Genomic DNA, 19394 nt, shown 5'->3' with positions numbered 1-19394 from the left:
AGGCTGGTCCTTTTCACAGAGGCGCGGGGCGGCGGAGGTCCGAGTGGCGAGGTCGTACCCCGTCACTGCTGGCGCTCGCGGAAGCGATAGGTCGCGCGCAGATGGCGGGTGATGGACTTCTGCTGGTCGGTGCGGCCGGCCCGCGTACGGGCGTCGTCGCGGGCAGCCGCCCAGTCGCTCTCGCGCAGCAGCTTGCGGTAGCTGTCCAGACGGCGTTCGCTCAACTGGCCGGTGTGGATGGCCCGCTGGACCGCGCAGTCGGGCTCGGTGCCGTGGGCGCAGTCCCGGAAAGCGCACCCCTGAGCGAGCTGCTCGATCTCGGCGAAGACGTGCTCCAGACCGTCGGCGGAGTCCTGCAGGCCGATCCCGCGCAGCCCGGGGGTGTCGATGAGCACGCCCCCGCCGGGCAGCGGGAGGAGTTGGCGGTGAACGGTGGTGTGCCGGCCCTTGCCGTCCTGGGCCCGCACCGCGCCGGTCGCCAGGACTTCGGCGCCGAGCAGCGCGTTGGCCAGCGTGGACTTGCCCGCGCCCGAGGGGCCGAGCAGCACCGTGGTGCCGTACGCCACCGCGGTCAGGACGTCCAGGCCCACACCGGTGGCGGCGCTGGTGACCACGGTGTCGACCCCCGGCGCCAGAGCGGCGACCTCGGCCTGCACGGCGTCGACGCCGGACGGGTCCGCGAGGTCCTGCTTGGTGAGGGCGAGCACCGGCCGGGCGCCGCTGTCCCACGCCAGCGCGAGCAGCCGCTCCGTCCGGCCAGGATTGAGCGGCCCCGCGAGCGAGACGGCGACCACGGCGGTGTCGATGTTGGCAGCGAGTGCCTGTCCCCGCGAGGAGCGGCCGACTCCGGAGCGCACGATGGCGCTACGGCGCGGCAGCAGGGCCACCAGCTGGTGATCGGAGCCGGTGCGCAGAGCGGCCCAGTCGCCGGTGCACGGGGAGAGGACGGGGTCCGGCGAGGAGACCGCCGAGGAGCCCGCCCGTACCGGGCCGGACTCGGTGACGACGTCGCACTGACCACGGTCCACCCGTACGATCCGGGCGGGCACGAGGCCGGAAGCGCGATGTGCGGCGAAAGCGCGGTCGAACCCCTCGTCCCACCCGAACGCGGCCAGCGGTGAACCGGCGGACGAGCCAGGGGCGGAAGAGGTGGAGAAGGAGGATGACAACGTGAGAGACCTTTGGCTGAGGGGCCCCGCCAGGACGTCACACGACCACCGCGCGAGCACGCATGCTCACAGCAGGGTGGAGGGAAACGGATTCAGGCCGGGACCCGGGACGTGAGGATGGTCCGGGCACTGCCGACAGCAGCGATCTCTACCGCGATCATTGACCTCACCTCCCTCGAGTAGTCACAAGCCGAAAAGTCCGCGCAGAGCGTACCACCTGATGGGCCGTCGAGTCTCGGGGCGACGGCCCACCCACTTCGCCGCAGGAGCCGGTGCTCACCGGCCCGCGGCCCCTGGAGGTGCCAGGAGGTGCCTGGATGTGCGTCCCTGGCGGCGCTGGGTGCCGGGGAACGTGGTCCGGGGCCGCAGTCGGTAGTCGGCGCTGACGCGCACCCAGCCCTGGCCGGCGAGCCGGTACGGAAGGGGGCGTGCCTCGCAGTTCTTCGCTCCGCGGTGGTGCAGCCGCCGCCGTGGAAGTGGACCAGGACCGGCGCGTTCCGAGGCACGTCGCGGCGACGTAGACGGCGAGAAGATGTCGGCGCACTCCGGATCAGGATCACCCGCGACACGGACACCCCGGTCGCCGGGCGATGGTCTTCCACGAACGCCGACGGCAGTGTCTGTGCGGAGTGCCCCCGTACGGTGCGCCACCGTACGGGGACGATGGGCGGGTTGTACGAGTGTCCTTCCGGCTGCTCCCGGCGTTTGTCATCAGAGGGACCCGGTGTGCGCGAACCTAGAGGTGGGCTTCGGATGACGACCGACCATGTGGAGCCGGCGGTGCCGGGCGGGGAGTGCGAGCGGGAGCCGGATCCGTCGGACAGTCTGCGGACGTTCGGGGCGGTCGTGCAGGCGTTGCGGGAGCACGCGGGGCTGAGCAGGGTGCAGTTCGGGGAGCTGGTGCGGTTCTCCAAGCACACGGTGGAGTCGGTGGAGTTGGGGCGGCGCATGCCGGACGCGTCCTTCGTGGAGCGGGCGGAGGAGGCGCTGGGCAACACGGGGGCGCTGCGGCACTCGGCTCGGTTCCTGACGCGGGGGGAGGCGGGGCTGGCGGCTTGGTTTCGGCAGTGGGCCAGGCTGGAGCGCACGGCGGTGAGTCTCGGTACCTATGAGTGCCGGCTGCTACCGGGGCTGTTGCAGACGGAGGGGTATGCGCGGGCGGCCTTCGAAACCCGCATCCCACCCCTCTCCGACGAACAGATGGAGGCGCAGGTGGCAGCTCGGATGGAACGGCAGAACCTCATCCGAGAACTACCCAACACCAGCTTCAGCTTCGTGATGGAGGAGTGCATCGTGCAGCGCCCTCTGGGGAGTGAGCATGTGCTGCGCAGCCAGTTGGACCACATCTTGGATCTTGCCAGACTCCGCAATGTATCCGTGCAGGTCATGCCTACCCGCACTGTGTCTCATGCGGGCCTGGACGGCCCCCTGGCATTGCTGGAGACCCCTGACGGGAGATCCTTGGCGTACTCCGAAGGGCAGGAGAGCGGCCGACTGATCGCTGATCCGAAACAGGCTGCCGTCCTCCACCGGAGGTATGCGACACTCCGCGCACAGGCCCTCACCCCTCACGACTCCGTGGGCCTGCTGGAGCGGATCAGAGGAGAAGTATGAGTGGCACGCAACTGGCCTGGTTCAAGTCCAGTCACAGCGGCACGGCTGGTGACAACTGCGTTGAGGTCGCCGTCACTGAACAGATCATCCATGTGCGTGATTCCAAGGATGTGATGCGTCAGCCATTCACCGTGAACCGGAACGGCTGGTCACAGTTCGTCGCTTTCCTCGGGGACAACTGATATGCCCAGGACCACGCAACTGCGTACGTACACCGTTCGTGAAGGGCTGCTCGACGAATGGGTGGAGCGGTGGCGCAACGACATCGTGCCGCTCCGGCTCAAGCTGGGGTTCGAGATCGGCGGGGCCTGGGTGGACCGGGAACGCAAACAGTTCGTCTGGCTGATCTCCTACGAGGGCCCGGAGACCTTCGCGGAGCGCAACGCGATGTACTGGGCGTCGCCCGAGCGCAAGGCAATGGGTCTCGACCCGGACGACTACCTCCTGCACACCGACGACCGTACGGTCGAGCAGCGTTACTGATTTAGGAGGGGTCCGGCGGCAGCAGGTGCTGTCGCCGTTCCTCCGCGTCCAGTGTGCGGAACACCCGCCCGCGCGCCCGCGCCTCCAACTGGTCGTAGTCGGGGTCCGTCGGCCACACCCGCGTGGTGCCGTCGGCGGACGCGGTGAGCAGCCGCGTACCGTCCCCGGACCACGCCACCGACCTCACCTTGTCCCGGTGGACGCCGACGACGGCGAGTTCCTCGAATGTGGTGGCGGACCAGAGCCGCACCGTCCGGTCGTCCGAACCGGTCGCGACGCGGCGACCGTCCGGCGACCAGGCGACGGCCCGGACCCGTCCCTCATGCCCCTTCAGTACGTCGATGCGCCGACCGGTCGCCGTGTCCCACACGGCGGCCGTCCAGTCACCGGAGGCCGTGGCCACCCGCGCCTCGTCCGGGGACCAGGCCGCGTCCTCCACATAGTTACCGTGTCCGCGCAGCACGGTCAGCTGGGTGCCGTCGGCGGTGTCCCACAGGCGGCAGGTGCGGTCGTCGGAGCAACTGGCCAGCCTCCGTCCACTCGGCGACCACGCCACGCGTCCCACCCAATCCTGGTGCCCGGTCAGTTTACGCAGTTCGGTGCCGTCGACGGCGGACACGAGGCGTACGGTGCCGTCGTGGCCGCCGGTCGCGATCCGCCGGGCGTCCGGGGACCACGAGCAGCCCTCGACGGCCTCCCCGCGCAGGTCGAACACCGTGCCGCCGGAGCTGTCCACCACACGCACCAGCCCGTCCGCGGTGCTGAGGGCGAGACGGTCGCCGTGCGGCGCCCACGCCACACCCCACACCCGCTCGCCCAGCGCCGTCACCGGCCCGGCGGACGCGCCGGAGTCCGCGCTCCAGGTCCGCGCCGTCCCGTCGTCCGAGGCGGTGGCGAGCCGAGTTCCGTCGCCGGACCACACCGCCTGGTTCACCGGCCCGTCGTGCCCCTGGACCAGGACGGACTCGGCTCCCCGCGGCCGGAGGTCCCACACCCGGCCGGTACCGTCCGTCGACGCGGTGGCCAGCTGGGTGCCCGACGGCGACCATGCGACGGCCCACACCGTGTCGGAGTGACCGCGCAGTACCGCGACTTCCTTCGCGTCCTCGGTGCTGACGATGCGCACCGTCCGGTCGGACGACGGGGAGGCGAGCAGCCGGCCGTCCGGTGAGAAGGCCGGGTTCCATACGTAGTCCGCGTGACCGCGCAGCAGCAGCCGCAGGGCGCCCGTGCGGGCGTCCCAGATCCGGGCGGTGTGATCGCCGGACCCGGTGGCCAGCGACTCTCCGTCCGGCGACCAGGCGACGCCCTCGACGAACTCGGTGTGCCCGGTCAGGGTCGTCGTGGCCGCTCCTGTCACCGCGTCCCAGACGATCACCGTCCGGTCGTGCGAGGCGGTGGCCAGACGCGAGCTGTCCGGCGCCCAGGCCACGCCCCAGACGTCGCCGGTGTGTCCGCGCAGTTCGTGCACGAGCCGGCCGCTGTCGGCCTCCCACACGCGGACCACCTGGTCCTTGAACGTGGCGGCGATCCGCGTCCCGTCCGGCGACCACGCCACCCGTCGGCCGATGTCCCCGGCACCGGCGAGCTGCCGGACCGGTTCACCGGACACCGCGTCCCAGACGCGTACGACCTGGTCGCGCCCGGCGGTGGCCAGCCGTGTCGCGTCGGGGGAGAAGGACACCGACTCGACCATGACGCCGTCACACGGCAGCACCCGCAGCGAACACCCCGACTCCGCGTCGTACACGCGGGCTGACCCGTCCCTGGACGCGGTCGCCAGCAGCCGCCCGCTGGCGGACCAGGCGACGTCCCGGACCGTGTCCGTGTGACCGTCCAACCGGGTCCGCAGATGACTCGCGGCCAGCGCCGTCATCAGTCCCCGCCGCGCGGCCGGAGTCGGCGCGCACTCGCCGAGCGCGGCCAGGGAGAGCAGAAGCGCCCGCTCCGGCTCGGATTCCGCGCTCGCGAGCACCTGCCGGCCGATGCTGTCGGAGACACGGCCGAGGAAGACCAGGTCCCGGCGCTGCGAGGCGTCGACGAGTGCACGGGCGGGAGCCGACGCCTGCCCGGCCTCCTCCAACGCGGCCAGCCACCGCTGGGCGACGGTGAGGCGCTCACCGGTGAGGAGGTAGTCAGCGCTGCGCCCGGACCGTTCCCAGTCGGTGGCCCACCGCTCCAGCTCGGCCCGCTCCCGCAGCCGCTCCGCCCGCGCTTCCGCCTCCTGGCGCAGGGGCGCCCACTGCCGGAACAGCGCCTCGTGCGTCACCTCCGCGCACGCGTTCCGGTGGCCGTCCGCGTTCCCCGCGGATCCCTCAGCGGCGTAGGACCGGATAAGGCGCGCCTCGATGAAGGCGTCCACCACATACCGTTCCTGGTCGGTCAGTTCGGACAACCGCACCGGACGGCGGGCGAGGTCCCGTTCCTCGACGGTGACGAACTTCAGCAGCACCCGCAGCGCAAAGTCGATGCCGCCCGGAGTACCGAGGGCGGCCACCGTGTTGTCGGCCTGCCGGGCCAGCGCCCCCGCCACGCCTCCGAGCTGCCGGTACGTCTCCTCGGTGACCGTGCCGCCCGGACCGCAGGCGAAGTACAGCTCCTGGAGGAGATAGGCGAGCAGGGGCAGCGCGTCATCCGTACCGGTGTCGTCCACGATGGTCTCGACGAGGCCGGGTTCGAACGAGATGCCCACCAGCGCGCCCGGTCGCTCCACCACCTGGGCGAGCTGCGCCCGGCTCAACGTGCCGATCGCGACCGGGTGCTGAAGGAACGGCGCGTGCCTGGTCCCTAGCAGCCGCCCCAGCAGGTCCACCCGGCACGTGGCCAGGACCCGGACGGAGGACTCCTGCCGCAGACACGCGTGCAGCGCTTCCAGTAACTGGGCCTGTTCTCGCTCACCCGCGAGGGTGACCAGCTCCTCGAACTGGTCGATGACGAGCAGCACCCGCTGGAACTGCCCGGTCCTCAGCCGCGACAACTCGGCCGTCAGGCTCTCCGGCCCCTGCCGCAGTCGCCGCAGCACCGCGTCGGGTGTCTCCCTGCCACCATCGGCCGCGGCCAGGGACGCGGCCAGCGCGTGCAGGGGGTTCGGCCCCCGGTGCGAACGTCGGCACGATCGTCCACCGGCGTCGGCGCAGCCGGGGCATGACCCCGGCCCGGACGAGCGACGACTTACCGCTGCCGGACGCGCCCGTCAGCATCAGGAACCGGTCGGCGGGGCGGGTCGCGGAGGCGTGCAGGCGGCGCGTCAGCTCGGCGGCCTGCGCCTCCCGGCCGAAGTAGACGGCCGCCTCGTCCTCGCCGAACGCGTCCAGCCCCGGGTACGGAATCCGGTCACGCGGCCACTCCGACGGCGCGGGCGCCGGGTTCTCCAGCCGGTACACGACGACCTGCCCGACCACCATGGCGACGACCAGCAGCCCGATGGCCGGAACGGACCACTGCTGGATCATCTCCAGCGCCCAGGGCGCGTCGTCCTTGCTGGTGGCGTAGTTGGTGACGATGCCGAGAAGGCAGGCGACCAGGGCCAGAAGAATCTGCAACACGACTTGCAGGCGCTGCCTCATACGACACCGGCCCCCTGCCGACCGGCTCGATACCTGCGCGGCACTGTCACGCCCCCGTTCCGTTCAGCAGTCAGTGCTCCTTCGTGCACCGGGGAGGTGCCCTGCCTGCGTATCGGTCGGTGCACGAGGAAGCGTGAGCATCATCTGCGGATGCAGGGGCGGTATCAAGAACACCTGCGGTTATCAGCCATGCCCCCTCCGTCAGGGACACCCGGGCGGAGCGGGGCGCGGGCGGACGCTACGGCCCCTCCGCAGTTCAGAAGCCCGGAGTGTCGGGCGACTGCTGCTGTGGGGTCTGTGGGGAGTAGGAGATCACCTTCGGTCTCTTCTTCGCGGTGCGCTGACGGACGCGTACGGACCGGTCACGAGGCGTCTCCTCGCTCGTCTCGACCCCCAGTACGACGCTGTATCCCTCGCGGGTGCGCTCCAGACTGAAGTCTCGCAACTGTTCGACGCTCGTTCCCACGGTCCCGACCAAGCCGAGCTTCACCAACTCCGCGAACTCTGAGGCTACGAGATAGCGGCCCACCCTTTCGTAGCTGAAGAGGCGCCCACCCCTCCTCCCGCGCGTGCAGTCGTCTTCCAGAAGGACGCGAGCGTAGGAGAGGGGGATGTACATGCCGCGCGCCAACTCGGAGGTAGGGACTGCTCCGTCCCGCCAGTGTGCGAACTTCAGGAAGCACGCGTCCTGTGAGAGGCGCCACTCGTGGGGATGCACAGGCTTCGAGCTGAGTTCTGCAACCCCTTCCAAACGGTCCATCTGGTCCAGGAGTTGCTTGTTCACCCGGTACTCCTTGTCCCGGGAGCCCAGGCGTTTGTACTGGACGAGGACGAAGCTGTGGGTGGGGTGATGGTAGTAGATCATGTCCGTGCCCAGTCGGCTCTCGACCGGAGTGGCATTGACGTTGACGACCTCGAGGCGGCGCCCGGCGGTGTCCTCCAGCACGTGGATGTCACATCGCACGCCATCGAGTCCTCGCCAGTCATCGAAGAAAAGAGGGGCCCCGCTGCCCAGGCCGGCGCGCACATCGTGGTCGATCAGGCTGTTCTCCACCGGGTCCGGGACAAGGCCCGCGAGGTACGGCGCATCCCGTGAGTCGGGGCGTCTCCAGGCAGACAACGCGGAGTGAGGGAAGTCGGTCACCCGAGTCAGGGACTGGGCGGCATCCCGCTGCTCCTGCCATGCCCGGTCCGCTGCGTCGTCTACGTCGAAGATGACCGGGTTCAGATTGGCGAGCAGCCACTCGATGTACGGCGCCAACTCGGGGTGGTTCCGAAGGAGCGCTTCTTGGAGCGCCTGCCAGGCCCTCATGCCGATGTGTCCCGCGCTTCCGGTGAGGGCCTGCTCCACGTGTGCTCGGTGCGTCGAGGAAAGGGAGGCAAGGATTCCGCCGGGGCCGTCCAAAGCAACCGGCTCCGGACATCTGCGCATGGGTTCGATGGTGATGCTGCTGTCGACCGGCCCCACGGTGTTGAAGCGCTGTACCGATCCGATCCAGGTGATGAAGCGGCCGTGTTCGGAGAACTCCCTACGGCTGTTGTGGGAGGCATGCGTCCTGTTGTCGCACACCAGCAAAGCTAACCGGGTGCCGGTGTCGGACACGTCGAGCCCTGTGGGCAGCCCTTTTGTGAACCGCTCCGTGATGAGCCAGTCGCCTTCGTTCTCGGCCAATTGAAGCGAGGTGAGGGTCACTATGTACGTCACAGGCTGACCATATCGGCGCCGTTGAAGTTCCCCCAAGGCCGGGTAGTTAGCGTTTTCGCAGGTCACCAAAGAGTGGTGACGGGTCTCTACTCGACGCAACGGAGCTCGTTGGTACAGGCAGTAATCCAAGACAGCTTGTCAGGCTGTTGCACCATCTGGTCCCCGAGATGCTGGTGTTGTGGGACCGGGGCTTCGACAGGAACGACTTCCTCGCCGCCGTGCACGCTACCGGCGCACGGGTCCTGGGCCGCATCCGCCAGCGCCGCCGCCCACCGGTCCTCAAGCCGCTTGCCGACTCCTCCTGCCTCTCGGTCATCGGCGGCGTCCCAGTGCGCATCATCGAGGCCCAGGTGAGCATCTCCTGCACCGATGGTGCCACCTTCGGGGGCTCCTACCGCCTGGTGACCACGCTCGTGGACGCCCGCCGCTACCCCGCCGACCGCCTCGTGCACCTGTATCACGAGCGCTGGGAGCACGAGAGCGCCTACTACGCCTTGCGTCACACCATCCTGCACGGACGCGTCCTGCGCTCGCACGACCCGGTCGGCGTCGAGCAGGAGGTGTGGGCCCTGCTCACCCTCTACCAGCTCCTGCGCCGCACCATGGTCCAGGCGGCGGAGTCCCAGCCGGGCACCGATCCCGACCGCTGCGGCTTCACCATTGCTCTCCAAGCTGCCCGCGACCTGCTGGTATGCGCGGAAGGAGTTTTTGAGGAGGGCATCGGAGAGATCGGCCGGCGCGTCCTGTGGGCGCTGTCGCCCGCACGGCGGGCCCGCGTCAGCACCCGCAAGGTGAAGTCGCCCACCTCCCGTTACGCGGAACGGAAACTGGACGGCCGCCCTGACAGCAGCAAGACCGTGACCTTGACGAGGATCACTCTCCTGCCGCCGCCGGTGCCGGAGCCCACGCTGCCCACGACCACGGTCCCCCAGTACGTCGGCCCCGGCCAGACCAGCAACCGCATGACACGCGTCCTGACCATCCTGCAGGCAGAACCCGAACGGCTCTGGCGCTCACGGGAGATCGCCGAACTCCTCGGCGACGTCACCCTCGTTGCCACCTACCGACAACTCGCGCGCTTGACCGAGAAAGGAATGATCAAGAGGGTCCGCACGGGACGCTACGCGGCAATCACACAGGAAACGGCACCCTTGCGTGACCTGCGAAAACGCTAACTACCCGGCCTTGGGGGAACTTCACTGCGCGAGGTCCGCGAGCGGATGACGTACGCCCGCCGCACGGGTGAGCCCTTCGCGCGCGCCCTCGTACGCCACGAAGTGCCGTGACGGCGGGCGACAGGGACGCTTCAGGCGTCGCGTGATCGACCGGGCCGCGTGCCCTGTGGTCAGTTCTCCAGGCAGACCGGCATCAGCAGCGAGAACGTGTGCTCGTCGTCGGGGCGGCGGATCGCGAGGGGGGCCGTGGGGTCGCCGCCGAATTCCAGGAGGAGTTCGTCCCGGGCGCCCGCGGTGAGCGCGTGCAGCAGGAACTCGCGGTTGAAGGCGGTGGCGTCCCGCTCGTCGTCACCGTCCTCGCGGAGGGCTACCGTGCCGTCGTCCGACACGGTGAGCACGCTGAGGTCGTAGGGCACGCCGTCCTGCTCACGTGCCTCGCTCGCGCGCACGGGGCCGGACTCCAGCGTCTTCCGGAAGGCCGCAGTGTCGACGAGGGCGCGACGCCCGGCGGGCAGGTCGACGAGGCGGCGGTAGTCGGGGAAGCCGTGGTCGAGGCACTGTCCGGCCGCCTGGCGGTGGCCCGCCTCCAGTGTCACGCGGTCGCCGTCCACGGTGAGCCGGGCGGTCTCCTCGCCGGTCAGCAGCGCCCGCATCGCGTCCGCGAGCGGCAGGGGTACGACGACCTGGGCACGCGGGCCGTCGTACCCGTCAGTGCCTGCCTGGGCCACAGCCAGCCGGTACCGGTCGGTGGCCACCACGTGGAGGGTCTCGCCCTCGACGTCGAACAGGACACCGCCCAGCATCGGCAGTTCCGGGTCGGTACTGGCCGCGTAGCGGACCGCGTCCAGGGCAGCGGTCAGCTCCGGTGCGGAGACGGACAGCCGGACGGCGGCGGCGCGAAGTGACGTCATGGGATTCTCCCTGTGATCGAGTAGGGCTTCGAGCGTGGAGAACTCCCCGCGGGCATCGGACATCCCCTGTTCGAGACGGCGCAGGTGCGCACGCAGGAGTCCCCGCACCAGGCCGGTGTCCGTGCCGGACCAGCCGGCCAGCACCAGCCGGATGTCCGCCAACGGCATGCCGGCCCGGCGCAACCGGGCCAGCAGCCGAGCCTCTTCGCACTGCTCGGGGGCGTACCAGCGGTAGCCACTCACCGGATCGACCCAGGCGGGGACGAGCACACCGGCGCGGTCGTAGAACCGGAGCGCGCTCACGCTCAGTCCGCTGTCCCCGGCCATCTCCCCAATGCTGCGCATCTCGCTCTCCACGCCTCGAACCCTGGACCCTCGACAAGGTCGAGGGTCAACCCGGGTGCGGCTTTCGTGTGGATGGGGGGTGAGGGGCCTGTTCGGGCTTGGCCGGTGTGCTCGATGGGTCCCTCAGACGCCGGCGGGCTCCGTCAGGCGTTGGTCGTTGACGCTTGCCAGGTAGCGTTCGGCGTCCAGCGCGGCTACGCAGCCCGAGCCCGCCGCCGTCACGGCCTGGCGGTAGACGTGGTCGACGACGTCGCCCGCCGCGAAGACGCCGGGCACGCTGGTGCGGCTCGACGGCGCGTCCACCACGACGTATCCGGCCTCGTCGAGAGCGAGGCGGCCCGCGAACAGCTCGGTGCGGGGGCGGTGGCCGATCGCGATGAACAGCCCCGTCACGGCCCGTTCCTCCGGCTCCCCCGTGACCGTGTCCCGGAGGGTGAGGCCGGTCAGCCCCCCGGTGTCGCCGTGCAGCGCCACCACCTTCCGGTCGAAGGCGAAGGTCACCTTCGGGTCGGCGAACGCCCGCCGCTGCATCACCTTGGACGCCCGCAGGACCTTCCGCCGGTGGATCACCGTGACCGAACGGGCGTACCGGCTCAGGAAGGTGGCCTCCTCCAGGGCGGTGTCGCCGCCGCCGACCACGGCGACGTCGTGGTCGCGGAAGAAGAAGCCGTCGCACGTGGCGCACCAGGACACGCCACGCCCGGAGAGCAGGTCCTCCCGCGCCAGCCCGAGCGTGCGGTGGGCCGCCCCCGTCGCGACGACGACGGTGCGTGCGCGGTACACGCGCCCAGCTCCGTCGGTGATCGTCTTCACCTCCCCGGCCAGGTCGACGGAGACGACCTCCTCGTCGATCAGCTCCGCCCCGAACCGCTCGGCCTGCGCGGCCATGGCGTCCATCAGGGCGGGGCCCTGGGTGCCCTGGGGGAAGCCCGGGTAGTTCTCCACCTCGGTGGTGGTGGCCAGCGCGCCGCCGACGAAGGTGCTGCCGCGCAGGACGACCGGGCGCAGGTCGGCCCGCGCGGTGTAGAGGGCGGCGGTGTAGCCGGCGGGGCCGGAGCCGATGACGACCACCTCGCGTACGTCGTTGTCGTTCGGAGACGGCGACGGAGACGGCGACGGCGAGTTCGGGGGATGCGGCGGGTTCGGTGGGTTCGGTGGCTTCAGCGGGGCCGCCGGCTCCGGTCGCGGCTGTTCCGGACGCGGTTGCTCCGGGGGCTTCTGCGGGTCCGGCAGTTCCGGTTGTTTCGAGGGTCCCGAAGGATCCGAGGGGGCCGATGGATTCGCCTGGGGGTCGTCGTCGTTCACCTGCGGTCCTCGCCGCCCGTGGTGCCCGTGCTGCCTGTGGTGTCGGAGGCGCCCGTGTACAGCAGCCGGTTCCGGGAGTCGGGGCCCGCGTCGCCGACGTGGTCCTTGGTCGACGTGGCGATCAGCGCGTCGTCCAGTTCCACCGGCGTCGTGTCGGGGTGGGCGGCCAGGTACATGGCCGCAGCGCCGGTGACTTCGGCCGTGGCCGCCGAGGTGCCGCTCAGCCTGACGTAGGCGAGCTCGCCGCGCGCGCCCGCGGTGACGATGTCCGTGCCCGGGGCGAACAGGTGGACGCAGTAACCGTAGTTGGACCAGGCGGGGCGCTTGTCGTCGCGGCCGGTGGCGGCGACGGTGATGGCGGTGGTCTGGCGGGCGGGCGTCGTCTCGCAGGACTCCACGCCGTTGCGCGACGCGTCGCCGTTGCCCGCCGCGGCCGTGTACGCGATGCCCTTGTTGGTCATCTGGTACAGCTGGAGGTCGAGCACCGAACCCGGTTCGCCCGAGAAGCCCAGGTTGACGACGGACGGGCCGTCGGCGTGGGCGGTGATCCAGTCGACGGCGGACATGATGTGCTCCAGCGTGCCGGTGCCGTCGCAGCCGAAGGCCCGCACCGACTGGACGGTGGCGCCCTTGGCCACACCGGTGAACCGTCCGGCGGCGGTGGCCGCGGAGGCGGTTCCGTGGCCGTTGCAGTCGCTGTCACCGCCGGGGCCCTGCTTGATGGCGTCGTAGGCGCCGTGTGCCCGGCCGCCCCGGAACTCCAGGTGCCCGACCCGTACTCCGGTGTCGACGATGTAGGCGTCCACACCGGCACCGCTGCGGGGGAAGGTGTAGACGTCGTCCAGCGGCAGGTCACGCTGGTCGATGCGGTCCAGCCCCCACGAGGGCGGCGACAGCTGGACGCCGGAGAGACCCGCCTCCTCGGCGGCCGCCCGCCGTCCGGCGACGACCTCGCCGGACCGGTGCTTTCCGGTGATGCGCCCGGCCACCCGGTAGACGCGGTCGCTGGTGATCGAGTCGACGGAGGTGTCCGAGTAGTAGCCCTCCAGCTGCGCGTCGGTGAGCGAGACGGAGAACGCCTGTGAGGCGGCGTAGTACACCCTGCGCAACTCGCCGCCGTAGGCGGCTATCAGCTCGTGGGCCCGCTGGGTGACCGCCTCCTCGGTCGCCTCCGTGCCGTTGACCTCGACGACGTAGACGGTGGTGGCGGAGGAGGACGAGGAGCCGGAGGACCCGGACGGGCGGGCGGCCGACGAGGCCGGGCCCGCGATCAGGACGGGAAGGGCCACGCCGGCCGCTACCACCGCCGCCGCGGCGGCCCTCAACTGGGACTTGTTCATGTGGGGATGAGCCTTTCGCCTGTGCTGCCTATGTGACCTGTGCTGCGTATGTGAAGGTCGCGGAGCCGTCGCGGGGGTGACGGCGCCGTCGGGACGTGCCTCGGACCAGTGGTGGGGGGATGCCGGTACGGGCGGGAAGGGCCCGGGGAGCGGCACCAAGTGGGGTGGAGCCGTCCCCGGGCGGGATGCCGCCGACGTGGACTCGCCGGCGGCACCACGTGTTACAGCCTGTTCAGCCAGTTGCGCAGGGACGTCGGGCCGTCGAAGCCCACCAGGCGGCTGCCGGCCTCCGTGCCGTTCTGGATGTTGAGCAGGGCCGGGATGCCGCGCACCCGGTACTGACGGCTCAGGGCCGGGTTCTCGTCGACGTCGACCCTCGCCCACACCCAGGCGCCGTTGTCCGCGGTGTTGTACTGCTGGAGGTACGGCTTCTCCTTCTGGCACCAGTAACACCAGTCGGCGGTGAAGTCCAGCACCACGGGCTTGGTCTGCGACCACTCCATGACCTGGGCGTAGTTGTCCGAGGTCACGTCGACGACGTTGGGGATCTCGGCGGTGGCGGACGTCCTGGCCACCGGCGCCGGGGAGTCGGCGACGGCCGGGGCGACGGCGCCGCCGAGCAGCAGGGCGACAGCCGCGGTCGCGACTGCGAGTCTGCGGTACATGATTCTTTCCCTTCGTGGGGGTTGCTGGGATGGATTGAGCGGGTGTTACGGGGTGGAGGCACGCACGCCAGGGAGGGGAGGAGTGCCGGGTGTCGTTCAGCCCGTGGCGGTCTGGGTGAGCAGCCCGTGGGCCACCCAGTCCTCGATCCCCTCGCGGTACTTGCGTACGTCCGTGTATCCGAGCGACACCAGCCGCGCGCCGACGAGTTCGCTGTTGCGGCACGGCACGTTCGCGCAGTACACGACTATGGGAGCGGTGCGGTCCGGCAGTACGGTGGGCGCGAGTTCGTCGGTGAACCGCGCCGCGTCCTCGTAGGGGAAGCCCGGGATGTTCACCGCGCCGGGCAGATGCTCACGTTCGTAGTAGGTCACCGGCATCGTGTCGACCACGACGACCACTCCGGCGTCCATCTCCGCCTTCAGTTCGTCCCGTGTCACCAGGGGCAGCATGTGGTCCTCCGGGTTCTCGTCATGCCGTTCGGTCGGTCAGAGGGGTTTCCTGGGCGGGGAGGCCGCGCCGGGCCCGGAGCGTCAGGCCGGTCACCGCGTAGAGGGCGAAGGCGGTCACGACGGCGTTGATGGCGGGGATGCCGGCGTCCAGGTACTCGCCGATCAGCGCGCCGACGGCCCAGCAGATCAGGGAGAGGGGCAGCCAGTCGGCGATCGGTTCGGGCAGTCCGCCCGTGGCGCGGGCCCGGTCCAGATCGGCGCGGTACCGCCGGACCACGTAGTACTCGGCGATGATGATCCCGGCCACCGGAGGGGCGAGCACCCCGATGGTCTCCAGGAAGCCGGTGAAGTCGTCCATGACACCCATGGCGGATATGACGGTGCCTGCCACGCCGATGACCAGGGTCACGGGCCGCCGGCCGACGCGGCGTCCGAAGAGCACGTCGATGCTGTTGACCGTCGCGAGCGCGGACGAGTACAGGTTCCAGTCGTTGATCTTCAGGATCGCCGTCGCCAGAACCACCGTGCCCAGCAGGCCGGACGAGTCGGTGATGATGCCGACGATGTCGGCGGTGCGGGCGGCGTGCCCGAGCATCACCGCGGTGAGTCCGATCAGGTACTCGCCCAGCGTCACGCCCAGCAGCGTCTGCTTGACGACGTCGGAGGGACGGCGGTTGAAGCGCGTCATGTCCGGGGTCATCAGGGCGCCGAGGATGAACGCGCCGGCCACCAGCGTCGTGCCCTCGGCGAGCGACATCACCGGTCCCGGCGGAGCTCCGGTCAGGAGGTCGCCGGCCGACCGGCCGGCCAGGACGTCCGCGACCGACCAGCCGGCCAGGAACAGGAACGCCGGTACGGTCAGGTACGCCGTCCACGCCATGATCGTGAATCCGTGGGCGGAGATGGCGGTGACCATCGCTCCGCCCACCACCGCCCAAGCCCACTCGGGCGCCCATCCGGCGAGATCGTGCATGCCCTGGGCGAACACGCCGTTCTGGACGCCGAACCAGCCGGCGAGGCTGACCGCCAGCAGCATCCCGACGGCGGCCGAGCCCTTGCGGCCGAAGCCCGACCAGCGTGCCAGGACCGACGTGGACACGCCTTCTCGTACTCCGGCGATGCCCATCAGGATCGTGATGATCTCCAGCAGCACCGAACCGACGGTGATGGCGATCAACGCGTCGGTGAACGTCATCCCGTAACCGAGTACGGCGCCCACCATGAACTGCTGGAAGGACGAGACCTGTCCGAAGCGCTGCACCGCCACGGAGAACCAGGAGTGGCGGGCCTCGTCGGGCACGGGGGCCAACGAGTAGTCGTCCAGGGCCTCCTTCCTGGCGGACCTGACCGCCTTTCTGCCCCCTTCGGGTTCCGGGTCCCTGGCACCCCCCTCTGGTGTCAGGGACCCGGGGTTCGCCGCGCCCGCGGACGCACCGTGGGCGGACGCGGGCCCGGGACCACTGGCGGGCCCCTCGTTCCCGTTTCTTCTTCGGCCGGCCTCAGGCGATGCCATGGGCCACCTCCAGCGCACGGGCGGTCTCGGCCGGGTGCTCCGCTCCGGGAACGCCGGCGGGGGGCCGCACCGGATCGCGGACCACCAGGAAGCCCTGGCCCTCCACCGGCCGCCAGGCCAACTCGCGTGCGAAGAAGCGCTCCAGGAAGCCGACCCGCTGGTGGTAGACGAAGAACGACGGACTGTGGCCGCCGACGTCCGGGACACCCGGGGTGCTGGGGACACCCGGTACGCCCGGCACGCCCGCGATGCTCGCCGCGATCCCGCCGGCGTCGGCGAAGAGCGGCAGTTCGCCGAGGAAGTAGCGGACGGCGCCGCGGAGTTGCTCCTGGCTCGCGGTGGTCCCCGGTGCCAGCTTCTGCTCCAGCACCCAGTGCGTGGCGTCCAGGCACGCGGCGCGGAACTCCTCGTCCTCCCTGAAGCAGCGGTACGCGTCGTCCAGCAGCGTGACGTAGCGGGGCGTGGCGTACAGCCGGTCCATCCCGAGGATCAGGCGCCTGGGGTTCTCCACGCCCAGGGCGGACAGCGCGGTGGCGATCTTGTTGTGGACGTACTGTCCCTGCCGCCGGGCCTTGCGGCGGGCGTGGTCCGGCTCGTACCCCAGCGCTTCGAGGGTGCACGCGGCCAGCGCGTCGGGCACGAAGAAGTGCACGTTCCCGAAACGCGTCAGGGCCCAGTCGGCCATCCGCCGCAGTCGCGGTGTGCTGAAGTAGCTGTTGAAGGGGCTTACTCCGATGCACACGTGACAGGCCGTGGGTAATAGGCCGCCGCATCGTTCGGTAAGTGGTTCAAACTCAAACATGTTTCACCCTCAGGCAGTGGATCGGACAGCCCCCCACTCGCACAGCCGGGCCGCGAGCCCGTCGAGCGATGAGTGGAATGGTGGCGGCCCCCTGCGGGGGTGAATACTGCCGAACGGCTATACCGCTCGCGCATACCCTCGTCCGGTCAGCGCAGAGTACGCTCCGGTAAACGGACGGTAACCGTTCGGGAGATCAGGTGCCGGAAAGGCGGCCGCATTGCACTTAAGGCCTGGTTAACGACTCGGGCAGCCGCTTAACTCGTGCTTATGGAACTGCAACTCCGCCACTTACGTCAGCTGTGCGTCATCGCCGATACCGGAAGCCTGAACAAGGCCGCGACGATCCTCGGCCTGCCCCAGCCCGCCCTGAGCCGTCAGATACGGAGACTGGAGGACCTGTTCGGCGGGACGCTCTTCGAACGCGACCAGTACGGCACCCGCCCGACCTCGCTCGGCAGTGCCGTACTGGACCACGCGGAGACCATCCTCCACTCGTTCGACGACTTCGGCGAGCAGCTGCGCGACTACCGCACACTGCGGCACCGGACGCTGCGGATCGGCTGGGCGCACAGCGTGCTCATCGAGCCCCTCCTGAGCTCGCTGCGGCGGCTGGCGGCCGACGAGCGCATGCAGATCGTGGCCCCCAACTCCACCCGTGAGCTGATGGATCTGGTGCGGGCGGGGGAGGTCGACATCGCCCTGCGGGACCACGCCTCCACGAACGGCCCGCTCCCCTCCGGCGACAGTACGATCAACTACATTCCCTGGGCCGAGTCCCCGGTCCTGGTCGCGATGGCGGCCGACCACCGGCTGGCCGTCGTGGAGCGGCTCACCATGGCGGATCTGGCGGGCGAGGACTGGATCTCCTGCACCGGCCCCGACGCCTGCGACGAGGAACTCCGCCGGATCTGCGCCTCCTACGGGTTCGCCCCGCGCATCACCCACGACATCGGGGTGTCGGGGCCGCGCGGCCAGGTGATCCGGTACCAGGGCTGCCTGGCGCTGGCCCAGGCGCACCGTCCCGTGGAGCCCGGCGTGGTGCATCGCTTCGTGGCAGACCTGGACATGCGGGTGATCCACCTGGTGGCGTACCGCGGCTGGACCGCCTCGCTCATGCCGAAGCTGGTGACACTGCTCTCCGCCGCGTGGAGCGAGCAGGCTCCGCTTGTTGAATTGTCATGAACATAGAGGTCCAAGATCTACGGATGCTGCGCGCCGTGGCGGAGAACGGCAGCCTGGCGGGCGCCGCGCGCGCACTCGGCGTCAACCAGGCCGGCGTCACGCGCCGCATCCAGCACCTCGAACGGGCCACCGGGCTCGTCGTGCTCCGCCGCGACCACCACGGCGCGCACCTCACCGCCGCCGGCCGCCTGCTCCTGCGGTGCGCCGACGACCTGCTCCCGAGGATCGACCACCTCCTCGCCGCCGGTGGTCGCGAAGGCCGTGGTGACCCGTCGGCGGAACGGCTGCGCATCGGCGCGGTCCCCACTCCCGTCCTCCCGCTGGTCACCACCCACGTCCGCGCCCTGCTGCCGTCGGTGGCCGTCGAGCTGCGCGTCCTCCTGGACGCGTACCGCGAGCAGGCCGGTGACGTGCGGACCGACGACGTGGAGACGGCTCTGCCGGGCCTCTTCCGCACGCACCGTCTCGATCTGGCCGTCGTCCGGCACGCCCCGACCCTGGACGGGCCCCTGCCGGAGCGCCTCGGCTCCGCCGTGCTCGCCGAGGAGAACCTCCTGATGGGCACCGCGGCCGGACACCGGCTGGCCGGCCGGCGGTCGGTCGCGCTGTCCGAACTCGACGGCGAGACGTGCCTGCTGGTCGGAGGCCGCCGGCACGGCGAACTGCGCCGGCACTTCACGGCCGCCGTGCGCCGGTCCGATGTGCGAATCGGGCTGCGCTGGGCGTCCGACGAGGCCGAGGCGGCGGCGCTGACCTGCGCCGTCCACGGCGTGCTGCCGGCCTACCCCTACCCCGCGCCGGCCGCCGGCGTGATCTACACCCCGCTGTCCGACGCCGCCACCTGCTACCGGTTGCTGCTGGTCTGGCAGCCGGACAGCCGTGCCGCCGCCTGGGCGCCCCGGCTGGCGGAGGCGGTCCGGACGATGTACCGCAGCGCATGGAAGCCCTGAGCCGGACTGCCCCGCTCCGAAGGCCTTGCGGGCCACCGGCGCCCGCCGCCGGGGAGCGGCGGGCGCCGGGACGGAGGTGGAGACAGGATTCGAACCTGTGTGAACGGCTCTGCGGGCCGTCGCCTCGCCTCTCGGCCACTCCACCGCACACGGAGGAAACCTCCGGCATCGGCGATACGACCGGAAATCTACTTCCGGTGCGCACTTTCGTGCCGACAG

General features: G+C 70.6%; 16 protein-coding genes, 1 tRNA gene and 2 pseudogenes. 7 read left to right on the top strand and 12 right to left on the bottom strand.

All coding sequences use genetic code 11. From position 1 onward, the window contains the following. Positions 1-62 precede the first annotated feature (62 nt). A complete protein-coding gene (rsgA, locus tag ACFY93_RS07320) occupies positions 63-1028 on the bottom strand; it encodes a ribosome small subunit-dependent GTPase A (protein ID WP_391354386.1) in 966 nt (321 codons plus the stop codon). Between the two features lie 894 nt (positions 1029-1922). Here rsgA and ACFY93_RS07315 point away from each other — a divergent pair. The 3 genes from ACFY93_RS07315 to ACFY93_RS07305 are packed head-to-tail and all read left to right on the top strand — an operon-like array spanning position 1923 to position 3266. Beyond that, positions 1923-2783: a Scr1 family TA system antitoxin-like transcriptional regulator gene (locus tag ACFY93_RS07315; protein ID WP_391354384.1), complete on the top strand. Its 861-nt coding sequence runs from the start codon at positions 1923-1925 to the stop codon at positions 2781-2783. Continuing rightward, positions 2780-2965 (top strand): DUF397 domain-containing protein, encoded by a 186-nt coding sequence (locus ACFY93_RS07310; protein WP_391354382.1) that lies wholly within the window; start codon positions 2780-2782, stop codon positions 2963-2965. The genes ACFY93_RS07315 and ACFY93_RS07310 overlap by 4 nt, the downstream gene beginning before the upstream one ends. 1 nt (position 2966) lies before the next feature. Continuing rightward, positions 2967-3266, top strand: coding sequence for an NIPSNAP family protein (locus ACFY93_RS07305; protein WP_391354380.1), 300 nt, complete (start codon positions 2967-2969; stop codon positions 3264-3266). Position 3267: 1 nt separating this feature from the next. On the opposite strand, the gene ACFY93_RS07300 is transcribed toward ACFY93_RS07305, so the two are convergent. The 3 genes and pseudogenes from ACFY93_RS07300 to ACFY93_RS07290 all read right to left on the bottom strand — a co-directional run bounded on the left by ACFY93_RS07300 (position 3268) and on the right by ACFY93_RS07290 (position 8537). After that, entirely contained in the window at positions 3268-6327 is a 3060-nt protein-coding gene (locus ACFY93_RS07300) for a WD40 repeat domain-containing protein (RefSeq protein ID WP_391354793.1), read from the bottom strand. 100 nt (positions 6328-6427) lie between these two features. Further along, positions 6428-6670, bottom strand: a pseudogene (locus ACFY93_RS07295) (hypothetical protein); the annotation flags it as partial. A 418-nt stretch (positions 6671-7088) separates the two neighbouring features. Further along, complete coding sequence (locus ACFY93_RS07290) at positions 7089-8537, bottom strand: hypothetical protein (RefSeq protein ID WP_391354378.1); 1449 nt, start codon at positions 8535-8537, stop codon at positions 7089-7091. A gap of 143 nt (positions 8538-8680) precedes the next feature. Between ACFY93_RS07290 and ACFY93_RS07285 the strand changes: the two genes are divergently transcribed. Beyond that, positions 8681-9712 (top strand): transposase, encoded by a 1032-nt coding sequence (locus ACFY93_RS07285; RefSeq protein WP_391354790.1) that lies wholly within the window; start codon positions 8681-8683, stop codon positions 9710-9712. Positions 9713-9733: 21 nt separating this feature from the next. Then, positions 9734-9823: pseudogene (locus tag ACFY93_RS07280) on the top strand (deoxyxylulose-5-phosphate synthase); the annotation flags it as partial. A 59-nt stretch (positions 9824-9882) separates the two neighbouring features. On the opposite strand, the gene ACFY93_RS07275 reads toward ACFY93_RS07280, so the two are convergent. The 7 genes from ACFY93_RS07275 to ACFY93_RS07245 all read right to left on the bottom strand — a co-directional run bounded on the left by ACFY93_RS07275 (position 9883) and on the right by ACFY93_RS07245 (position 17043). Beyond that, a complete protein-coding gene (locus ACFY93_RS07275) occupies positions 9883-10968 on the bottom strand; it encodes a MerR family transcriptional regulator (RefSeq protein ID WP_391354376.1) in 1086 nt (361 codons plus the stop codon). Positions 10969-11091: 123 nt separating this feature from the next. Beyond that, positions 11092-12039: a thioredoxin-disulfide reductase gene (gene trxB / locus ACFY93_RS07270; RefSeq protein ID WP_391354374.1), complete on the bottom strand. Its 948-nt coding sequence runs from the start codon at positions 12037-12039 to the stop codon at positions 11092-11094. A 230-nt stretch (positions 12040-12269) separates the two neighbouring features. Then, the gene (locus ACFY93_RS07265; RefSeq protein WP_391354373.1) at positions 12270-13613 is read right to left on the bottom strand and encodes a S8 family serine peptidase; all 1344 of its coding nucleotides are present in this window, start codon (positions 13611-13613) and stop codon (positions 12270-12272) included. 221 nt (positions 13614-13834) lie between these two features. Then, a complete protein-coding gene (locus tag ACFY93_RS07260; RefSeq protein ID WP_391354371.1) occupies positions 13835-14278 on the bottom strand; it encodes a thioredoxin domain-containing protein in 444 nt (147 codons plus the stop codon). A 96-nt stretch (positions 14279-14374) separates the two neighbouring features. Then, positions 14375-14716 carry a rhodanese-like domain-containing protein gene (locus ACFY93_RS07255; RefSeq protein ID WP_391354369.1) on the bottom strand — a complete coding sequence of 114 codons (342 nt, stop codon included), beginning with the start codon at positions 14714-14716 and terminating at the stop codon, positions 14375-14377. Positions 14717-14747: 31 nt separating this feature from the next. Then, entirely contained in the window at positions 14748-16028 is a 1281-nt protein-coding gene (locus ACFY93_RS07250; RefSeq protein ID WP_391354367.1) for a cytosine permease, read from the bottom strand. Positions 16029-16227: 199 nt separating this feature from the next. Next, positions 16228-17043 carry a tRNA-dependent cyclodipeptide synthase gene (locus tag ACFY93_RS07245; RefSeq protein WP_391354365.1) on the bottom strand — a complete coding sequence of 272 codons (816 nt, stop codon included), beginning with the start codon at positions 17041-17043 and terminating at the stop codon, positions 16228-16230. A 267-nt stretch (positions 17044-17310) separates the two neighbouring features. Between ACFY93_RS07245 and ACFY93_RS07240 the strand changes: the two genes are divergently transcribed. Further along, positions 17311-18225, top strand: a complete 915-nt coding sequence (locus ACFY93_RS07240; protein ID WP_391354363.1) for a LysR family transcriptional regulator — start codon at positions 17311-17313, stop codon at positions 18223-18225. Beyond that, the gene (locus ACFY93_RS07235; RefSeq protein ID WP_391354361.1) at positions 18222-19175 is read left to right on the top strand and encodes a LysR family transcriptional regulator; all 954 of its coding nucleotides are present in this window, start codon (positions 18222-18224) and stop codon (positions 19173-19175) included. Before ACFY93_RS07240 ends, ACFY93_RS07235 begins: the two co-directional genes overlap by 4 nt. A gap of 74 nt (positions 19176-19249) precedes the next feature. On the opposite strand, the gene ACFY93_RS07230 is transcribed toward ACFY93_RS07235, so the two are convergent. After that, positions 19250-19320 (bottom strand) — tRNA-Cys (locus tag ACFY93_RS07230). Positions 19321-19394: the final 74 nt, after the last annotated feature.

The sequence above is a fragment of the Streptomyces sp. NPDC008313 genome (assembly GCF_042956125.1).
GTDB lineage: Bacteria > Actinomycetota > Actinomycetes > Streptomycetales > Streptomycetaceae > Streptomyces.
This window is presented reverse-complemented; position numbering and strand designations above follow the sequence as displayed.

Coding starts and splice junctions, on each gene's coding strand:
- ACFY93_RS07315 (WP_391354384.1), top strand. CDS start 1,923: ATGACGACCGACCATGTGGAGCCGGCGGTGCCGGGCGGGGAGTGCGAG.
- ACFY93_RS07310 (WP_391354382.1), top strand. CDS start 2,780: ATGAGTGGCACGCAACTGGCCTGGTTCAAGTCCAGTCACAGCGGCACG.
- ACFY93_RS07305 (WP_391354380.1), top strand. CDS start 2,967: ATGCCCAGGACCACGCAACTGCGTACGTACACCGTTCGTGAAGGGCTG.
- ACFY93_RS07275 (WP_391354376.1), bottom strand. CDS start 10,968: ATGCGCAGCATTGGGGAGATGGCCGGGGACAGCGGACTGAGCGTGAGC.
- ACFY93_RS07265 (WP_391354373.1), bottom strand. CDS start 13,613: ATGAACAAGTCCCAGTTGAGGGCCGCCGCGGCGGCGGTGGTAGCGGCC.
- ACFY93_RS07260 (WP_391354371.1), bottom strand. CDS start 14,278: ATGTACCGCAGACTCGCAGTCGCGACCGCGGCTGTCGCCCTGCTGCTC.
- ACFY93_RS07245 (WP_391354365.1), bottom strand. CDS start 17,043: ATGTTTGAGTTTGAACCACTTACCGAACGATGCGGCGGCCTATTACCC.
- ACFY93_RS07240 (WP_391354363.1), top strand. CDS start 17,311: ATGGAACTGCAACTCCGCCACTTACGTCAGCTGTGCGTCATCGCCGAT.
- ACFY93_RS07235 (WP_391354361.1), top strand. CDS start 18,222: ATGAACATAGAGGTCCAAGATCTACGGATGCTGCGCGCCGTGGCGGAG.